The organism is Dawidia cretensis, assembly GCF_018598175.1.
GTDB lineage: Bacteria > Bacteroidota > Bacteroidia > Cytophagales > Cyclobacteriaceae > Ohtaekwangia > Ohtaekwangia cretensis.
In genome coordinates, this window is the sequence record NZ_JAHESE010000030.1 from 88,348 (window position 1) to 96,589 (window position 8,242).

8 protein-coding genes and 2 tRNA genes are annotated in these 8,242 nt (G+C 42.6%); 4 read left to right on the forward strand and 6 right to left on the reverse strand.

Features of this window, described 5'->3' with window-relative positions; genetic code table 11:
- Positions 1–64 precede the first annotated feature (64 nt).
- A complete protein-coding gene (locus KK062_RS23490) occupies positions 65–499 on the reverse strand; it encodes a hypothetical protein (protein ID WP_254086809.1) in 435 nt (144 codons plus the stop codon).
- A gap of 450 nt (positions 500–949) precedes the next feature.
- Here KK062_RS23490 and KK062_RS23495 point away from each other — a divergent pair, with 450 nt between their 5' ends.
- Together KK062_RS23495 and KK062_RS23500 are read left to right on the forward strand one after the other, a co-directional pair.
- Positions 950–2,026: a ligand-binding sensor domain-containing protein gene (locus KK062_RS23495; protein ID WP_254086810.1), complete on the forward strand. Its 1,077-nt coding sequence runs from the start codon at positions 950–952 to the stop codon at positions 2,024–2,026.
- A 366-nt stretch (positions 2,027–2,392) separates the two neighbouring features.
- The gene (locus KK062_RS23500; RefSeq protein ID WP_254086811.1) at positions 2,393–3,874 is read left to right on the forward strand and encodes a hypothetical protein; all 1,482 of its coding nucleotides are present in this window, start codon (positions 2,393–2,395) and stop codon (positions 3,872–3,874) included.
- A gap of 63 nt (positions 3,875–3,937) precedes the next feature.
- Here KK062_RS23500 and KK062_RS23505 read toward each other — a convergent pair whose 3' ends face one another.
- Together KK062_RS23505 and KK062_RS23510 are read right to left on the reverse strand one after the other, a co-directional pair.
- Positions 3,938–4,351, reverse strand: coding sequence for a hypothetical protein (locus KK062_RS23505; protein ID WP_254086812.1), 414 nt, complete (start codon positions 4,349–4,351; stop codon positions 3,938–3,940).
- A 919-nt stretch (positions 4,352–5,270) separates the two neighbouring features.
- Positions 5,271–5,678 carry a hypothetical protein gene (locus KK062_RS23510; protein WP_254086813.1) on the reverse strand — a complete coding sequence of 136 codons (408 nt, stop codon included), beginning with the start codon at positions 5,676–5,678 and terminating at the stop codon, positions 5,271–5,273.
- A gap of 340 nt (positions 5,679–6,018) precedes the next feature.
- On the opposite strand from KK062_RS23510, the gene KK062_RS23515 reads away from it, so the two are divergent.
- Both KK062_RS23515 and KK062_RS23520 read left to right on the forward strand, forming a co-directional pair.
- Positions 6,019–6,663, forward strand: coding sequence for a hypothetical protein (locus tag KK062_RS23515; RefSeq protein WP_254086814.1), 645 nt, complete (start codon positions 6,019–6,021; stop codon positions 6,661–6,663).
- Between the two features lie 64 nt (positions 6,664–6,727).
- Positions 6,728–7,360: a hypothetical protein gene (locus KK062_RS23520; protein ID WP_254086815.1), complete on the forward strand. Its 633-nt coding sequence runs from the start codon at positions 6,728–6,730 to the stop codon at positions 7,358–7,360.
- Positions 7,361–7,513: 153 nt separating this feature from the next.
- On the opposite strand, the gene KK062_RS23525 is transcribed toward KK062_RS23520, so the two are convergent.
- The 3 genes from KK062_RS23525 to KK062_RS23535 form a co-directional block, all read right to left on the reverse strand.
- Positions 7,514–7,585, reverse strand: a tRNA-Glu gene (locus KK062_RS23525).
- A gap of 117 nt (positions 7,586–7,702) precedes the next feature.
- Positions 7,703–7,776: transfer RNA gene (locus KK062_RS23530), tRNA-Met, on the reverse strand.
- Positions 7,777–8,015: 239 nt separating this feature from the next.
- A partial coding sequence (locus KK062_RS23535) for a methylglyoxal synthase (RefSeq protein WP_254086816.1) occupies positions 8,016–8,242 on the reverse strand: 227 nt, incomplete at its 5' end.

Genomic DNA, 8,242 nt, shown 5'->3' on the forward strand with positions numbered 1-8,242 from the left:
TGCCGGTTCGATAAATATCTTACACCAAGCCTCCTGCCCATTTGCCTTGACTCGACTGATTAATCTAGTAGCGAGCCCAGATTACCCGCATTCTCATTCCTAAAATTTCCTGTAACTGCATCAACTCATTCTCACTCGGTACATTCTGAGCATCTGAAATGCTGATAACGAATTTGGCGAAGCCTGCAGGCCACTTATAATCCAAATCATTCAGTGACGTTTCGTGTTGACATGAGGTCATAATGTTCAATTTTTTGAATAGGCTTTGATATGCCAGATCCATTTTATCCAGCCAATCTTCTCCAGAAATATCTTGCCCGCACAGATTACAAGACACGCTTTCGAAGTTTTCTCCCTGGCCAACAAATTCTATTTCTTGTGTGGTTATCAACTCCGTATGGAGAAGATCAAACACGGCTGACAAGAACATTTTTGCCTTTTCTTGTTGAACATCACTTGGTATGTAGTCAGGGACCGATGGGATGATGTTTCTCTGCAAATTCAAAAACTTTGTCAAAATGCTTCTTCATAACATAATGTCCCCCCTCAAACGAAACATGTTCGCAATGATACTTATAGTCCTTATTGCGAAGGTGATTTGTAATTTTGTCACACATGTATTGTGAAGGCCAAACCTCATCATCTTTTGCAATAGATCATGGCTTCGGCGAACTGAGGTTCATAACGATTGGCGTGGACAACAGCGGTCTTCATGTTGTCGCATTTGATGCTGAGCGGTATACCGCCCAGGTACTCAAGACAATTTCCTGCTATTGCGACCGAAGCGCCTCAGTATATATGAATGGTCAACCCTTGACAAAAATTCAGTATTTAACATTATGCTATCCATTCAACTTTTACATTTCGTTTACATTTTTTAACAATTCCTTTACTAAAGCCGAGCATAAAGACTTGTAGCTTTGTTAAAACTGATATTAAAAATGAGAAGATGACGAAATGCACCTGTGGTTTACTCTTTATACTCATTTTGGGCACTGCCTGCAACGGACCAGTTAAAAAATATTTACCAAAAGAAAAGGAACATCCAAAACTTATAAAAACCATTGGCTCACCCCGATATGGCAATGTTCAATGTATCCTACAGGACAAAGCCTGCAACCTTTGGTTCGGCACCACAGAAAATGGTCTTTATAAATATGACGGAAAATCGTTTACCCAATATTTACTGGCAGATGGGCTTAACAGTAATAGCGTCTATACCCTATTTGAAGATAAAGACGGTAAGATTTGGATAGGTACAGAAGTGGGACTGTGTCTTTACGATGGTAAAAAATTTACAGAAATCAAGATTCCTTTACCCAAAAACTTGCCTCCCAACAAGAATGACCACTATCGCAACAAGCATTGGGTATTCAGTATCATACAAGCAAAAAGCGGAAAATTATGGTTCGCAACTATAGATGGTGTTTATATCTACGATGGCAAATCTTTTACTCCATTTATAATTGATGAGACAGCTAGTGGCTTTTTGAGCACTAACCATAACGCGGAACGAATTTTAGAAGATAAAGCAGGTAACATTTGGTTTGGAGCACGAACCGACAAAGGTGTGTATCGTTACGATGGAAAATCTGTAACAAAACTTGAACTAGTGGAATTATTTCAAGATGGGCCAAAGCCAAAACCTCATCGTTGGGGCTGGCCTCAACTGCAAGACAAGAACGGGAATATTTGGTTCACTAATTGGGGTGGAGCCTACCGGTATGATGGCAAATCATTTACAAGTTTTAAGTTTCCTAATAATGGGTTTACTCGAATTATAGAAGACAAAAAGGGAAACCTTTGGTTTGGTGGTGATGGTATTCACCGGTATGATGGCAAAACTTTCACTCATTTTTCTACAAAAGATGGGCTAATCAATCCTTGGGTTTGGTCAATTTTGGAAGATAAAAGTGGCAATCTTTGGATAGGCACCAGAGAAACAAGTCTCTTCCTTTACGATGGAAAAACATTTATTACTTATTCGGAATATAAACCCGAGCCTTCAACGACTAACAAACGTTAACAAAAAAAAGAAAGTGACCGTGAAGACTTACCCTAGTTATTAGCACCTAAAAGTATAGATTTCCAGTCAATGACTGCCTTCTTCTATCTCATCCAGACACCCCGCGATTAGAGATTGATATAGCCCCCCTACAAATGGGTTAAGAATGCTTCCAAATCATAGGCTTTGCTGGTTTGCCCAATAAATTTGAGCTGCATCATGAAGTTAGGTGATCACTGTAGGTTAATGCTGACAAGTGGTTAGCAATAACCCTGGCTGGATATCTTGCCCAAATTTCATCCTCTTTGGCGGTTTGCCGCACTTAGCGTGAGTGCCCGTCGTTATAGCGCCATGTTATGTTTGTGACTTATTCCGCCTGGTTCAATTATGAGGGTGCCTATGAAGAATTTTCCGCTGCTCGCTACTCTTGCCTTTCTCATTTGTTGTAGCCCCGCCGTAGATTCCGTTAATCGAGAACGGTTCGGTGATTTTAAGCTCTGCGACAATGGACTGGTCTATGACAGCGCGACGATGGTGAAATTGAAGAAGGTCATCGATTCCCTGCACCTGCGCTGTGAAACGTCTCCACCGAAGCAATTCCGATCGTTGGAACAAGGCTATGGCGACTATATAGATACATTTGCTGACTCCGCTGAAGCATTCGAGGTCATGGCGCATCCCATGACGATTGAGAAGTTACAGAAGATGTTCCCTTCGGCGAAGGTGTTACGAAATGTCTGGATCGCCAAGGAGCGCATGAATCTCTTCGGCGAAAAGACCATACGCTACGCTTCCAATATAGCACCGGCCTGGCTCAGGGTTCCGGATGTGGCTATCCATGATAGGTCGACCGGCTGGGTATTTAGCTATCATTATCCCTTTCTGAGAGGGATATATCTTAAAAAGCTAACGTCGATGCAAATTCCTGTTGAATACGCGACACTCATCCGGTACGTCGATTGCATGATCGACACTACTACCACCATTTTTTCGCCAGCAGACACTCCCAGGCTTGATGCAATCCCCGACAGTCTGTCTAAAATCAAGGAATACGTAGACTTGGTTTCGGATTTCGAACCTGCCCCCGAAGAAACGAAGGAATCTGCCGATGAGGAAGAGCGACGCCGGCGGTGGGACGCGTATGCCGCGGCTGTGGAAGGCTGGTACAACCGTCGTCTGGCAGCGCTCGACCGAAAAATGCAAGACCCGGTTAATATGAAATTACTGGACGATGCTGTAGCAGAAGCCATCACCCATCGTCACGATTTTTATCTTGACGAGTATGCCGTGCGGTATCTTTCCCCCGAGCGGGCATTGTCCCTGGAGCGGAGTTCTCGCCCTTTCCGCACTTGTGGCGCGGACATGTGGCCCACGCGCTACACCCGAGAGATTTGCAAGCTTGCCGTACGAGCAAACCAGTGGGAGATTTTTTTACGTGCTCACCTGGATGTCATGAATGACCACTTCTATCAATACGAGCCTTCCGACACGTCAACGAGAAGAAAAACCTATGTCCGGGAGCTAGATCAAATGGGAGTGAACAGCATGAAATTGTCGATCGGCGCTTGCCTCTCTTCCCGCGACGTAAACATAGATCACTACCAGGGATCAACCGCTGTCATGGCACGGGGCTTGACGGAATCTGCAAACCAAACCAGCGCAGTAACCCTGCTGCTGGCAATGATTGAAGACAAGCGACTCGATCTCTATAACCGCACCGCCATGGCACAGCTTCTTATCTTCTATAACCGCGAATCAATGAAGACACCCGCCTACCAGCGTAACCTCGAAGGTGTTAATCGGGCCATTGCTACATTGCCGGAGATGGTGCAAAAATCGCTCACAGCGAAAATGACCGAACAACTGTGAATCCGCGACACCTGGTCAGCTCATCTCCATTTCTAATCTCCGCGACCGGATTGCCCTCGTAAATCACGTATAGTACTCCCCGTCCCACGGTTCGTAAAAAGCAATAGTCGAGTTCGGTTGCAGCTCCACAGCTTTATGTTCCTCGTTCGATACCAGGCCGAACACAACACCGTCAACAGTTGATTGAAAAGGCTTTACTTCTATGTCCGTATACGTAACATTCCCCAATTTCTCAATTTCGTCTTGAAGCCACGCAATCATTTTTTCTTGATCAGCAACGCCGACGGTCCCGGCAAACCAGTGTTTGGTTTCCGAATGATTTCCCTTGTCATCAAAAAGATATAATACAACGTATTCCTTCCGGTGTTTCATCAGTGCCTCTGCCGGTACACCCGGTGGAAATACAAAAGTTTCGTATCCAAAGAACTGCCGACCGTCATCCGTTTTACCTAGATAGTGAGTATGGTAGTCTTCCATTCGGAGAATGGGTATTTTTTCTGGTATTGGCATAGCAAAATAGTGACTTATAAGATAGGTAACGATACAAAGCTAATAGGGCGAGCGTAAGAATGAAAGAAAACGTGGTGGTGTTACCTAAGCTTTCCGTGAGTGGCTAAGCCTCAAAATATCGGCACTTATGTCCTAATCCTACACAACGCAACGGCATACACCAAAATCGCAAAAATTGAAAAGGTTACAAAACAAAAAAGCAAACTCCGAAAAGTTTGCTCTTAAATCGAAAATGTAGACCGGAGGGTGCTGCATTCGTGCTTGCTGAATCCTGATCTCCAAATGCTCCGAGGACTGATCCGGGGTTGAAAGTAGCGGAGGTTGCCATTTTGGCAGCAAAATCGCAATTTTTCCCTGCCTGCACTTAGTTCGGGACAGATATTCAGGGGTAAGGGACGGGCATGACTTCCGACAGTGCCATAGCCACCATGACACAATTCACGTCAGGCGCAACCTACTATTTTCGAAGAGTAGTAGCCGAAAATGTTAGTTCTTCTTGTCTTTAGAATTATGACATTAGCTTATCTCTGAACACTGTAAAGAACCGATCAAATCCGGTTGCCCGAAAGGGCTTCCAAGATACCTCAACCCCGTCTTGGAAAAGGTCGGGGACTTCAACGCCGCCGCGATGAATTACAAAATTAAAATACCGTTCTAAACAATATGTCACTGTCTTGGTTTTGAAGTATGCCTTGTCTGATTCAAGGAGCTCAGATGCGTTTACTTGGTCCAGAAAAAATCCAACCTCGTGGTATTTAGCGGTTGGAAAGTACGAGAATGCCATTACAAAGCGCAGATCATCGTAGTACGCCCGCTTTTGCAAATAATCTTTATGGATCTTAATATTTCTATCATTCAAATAATTTGTGTGGTCGTTTATGAAATCCTAGTCTGCAAAAATTCGATCAAAAGCTTTAATCAATTCATTAAAATAATTTAGGGAGCTCATACCGGTTACAGAATAATTCACTGTCTGGTTGAATCGAATTCCGACAGCCATCAAAACTTTCTCCTCAATGCTCTCCTCCATCTTTTTGTATAGGTCATCAAACTCGCGATCCAAATTCTGTTTGAGATTGCTGGATAACTGCAAGCGATACTGCTTAACCGCAAGATAGCTAAAAAGCCAGACTGAAAGTATAGCCGCTATCGGGGTGACTATGTTGTTAAAATTCGATGAATCAAACTTCAGGTGGAGTTCTTTCCAGAACCAAAATCTTGTTAACAGATCAACAGTTGCTATTGTGCCAACTCCAATAATTATAAATATGTAATTTGTTTTGATCCACTTCATATGGTTATGCTCAATGCCGCTCTCATTAGCTTCAAGGTTAAATTCAGTATTTGACATTTATCATACAAGGACTTTGAAAGTCAGGAAGTTGGACATTGTTTACATTAAATTTCATTAAGCCTTTTCGTTCAATCTATAACTCCCCCGCATGGGATCAACTGCAAAAAAATAGAAGGTTACGCCATACAAAATATTGAATTCGTCCCACAACTCTAACAAATATATCCCATATCCTTAAAATTAATTTATTAAAATCAAATTCAGATTCCAAGCTTTTGATCCAAATGCTAGTTGTCGTATCTTGAAACTCTACTTGAGATTACCCCAGTAAGCAGTTTCTATGAACAAAGAATCTGAAACCGAATTAATATCGTTATCTACTAATCTAGGAGAGGCGGCGTTAGACAGCCTATTAAAAGATGGATTATTTAAGGACATTCCAGTTATTGGCTCGTTGCTCTCGATTGGTAAGCTTACAAAATCCGTCTGTGATATCCTGCTCCTAAAAAGGATATTGATTTTTATCAATGAGTTGCATATTAAAGATCAACGTGACATCGATGAGCTTAAGGAAAAGTATTTCAAAGATGAAGATTTTCAGGAGATCGGATCTAAGATTCTATTTTTACTGGAAAGAGCGGACGATGCAAAAAAAATTGGATGGCAGGCTAAGTTGTTTAGGATCTATTTAGACGGAAAGATCTCCAAATCGAAGTATATGCGACTGAGTTCACTCATCGCAAATTCTTTTGCCCCAGATGCTGAACAAATTTCAATTTTCCTGAACAAGAAGTCAATTACTAGTAACAACGGACGAATTGATCATTATGTATTAGAGCATCTCTTCTCAATTGGCCTTATTAGCAATGCAGGTTTTGATGGAGGGGATGCCGCTGGTAATAACTCGGGCGTAATTTATCAGCTAAATGATTTTGGTAAGATTTTTTTATATCAGGTTTTACGATCACAAAATTCTCCCAATTAGGAGAAACTAAAATACCTGAGGCCGAAGATGGACTATCGAAGTTCAAAAAAAACATATTCAACTGATGAAAATATATAGTCGAATACTTGGCATTTTAGGCTTTCTAATAGTTATATCCTCAGCAATTACAGCAGCTTACTTCCTTAATTTTGAGAATATAGACATGGAGAGCCGGGTTGGCTTGTCCATTTCTTTTATTCCAATCTATATTTTTGGACACTTCATCATCCTTCATAGATTTGGGTTTCACCATAACGCTGAGTATTCAGACATACAAAAAAGAAAAATACTTGGAACATCACTATCTCTGTTCGGTTTATTAGTCGCAATTTCCTTATTACAAATAATCAATCAATTACAAGTTGAAAAGCTAAGGACCTGGCCAGAGGACTCTATCGCATACGGATTCACAGGAGAGCTAAAAACAAAATACATTGAAAAAGATCTTTACTGCCAGCTTACAATAACACGAAAGCAACCATTTAGTCGAGATTCGCTCGAGTTCATAATAAACCTTCTCGACTCGGATGGGTTCTTAATTACATCGATAGAACCGGAGAACTATACACGAATATTAAGCGAGAATAAAAAAACTTACGCTATTGAATCCAAATTCACATCTAATGCCTTGGCATATAATTCCAGAGGATATAATAGCATACGCAAATGGTCGTTAGCTTTTAGAATTAAAAAGTGAAGATGTTGGGTAAATCATCCACTACTTTATACTGTGAAATGGGTTTACCTAAGCAAGACGTGTAAAAGAACAGCCGCAAGGCGGATACCGAACAGGAATTATCGAACACAAAAAAGCCTGAAATCAGTTCAGATTCCAGGCTTTTAGTCTAAGTAGTCCGTACGGGAATCGAACCCGTGTTACCAGAATGAAAATCTGGTGTCCTAACCCCTAGACGAACGGACCGTGTTCGTTTGATACTCTACCTCACCCCTACAAATTAGTGTCAGCGTAAGAGCGAGTGTGAAGAAAAAAACAGAGTGATTGTGCTCGCTTTCGCTCTCACACTCACTCTGTTTTCTGTAGCGCGGGGGAGAGTTGAACCCCCGACCTTTGGGTTATGAATCCAACGCTCTAACCACCTGAGCTACCGCGCCATTTTTTCCTTCTAATGGTTCAGGAGTGCCCTGATCCATTTTTTGGGAGCGCAAACATACAAAGTAGTCTCCAAATTCCAACAATTTGGGCGATTTTGTTTCAAAAAACCGAACATCAGCCTGTCGGGATGATAGCACTCCAATAGCAATTAAGTACGGCTTTAGTACGGCTTAAGTAGGGCTTTACCATGAAGCATCCCCCCGATCGATTATCCCGGCCGGAACAGATCGCAACCAACCTACAGCGGCCGGTTGTTGTACTCCGTGAAGTCCGGAACGCCCCGGGTGTATCCATCCAAAAATATGGGTGATGAGAACAGCAGGTCCGCGGTGGCGCGGTTGCAGGCCATGGGAATGTTCCATACGACGGCCAGGCGTAGCAGCGCTTTGATGTCGGGGTCGTGGGGTAGCCGGGCCCGGGGGTCCCAGAAGAAGATCAGGGCCGCGATGCGCCCGTCGGCGATTA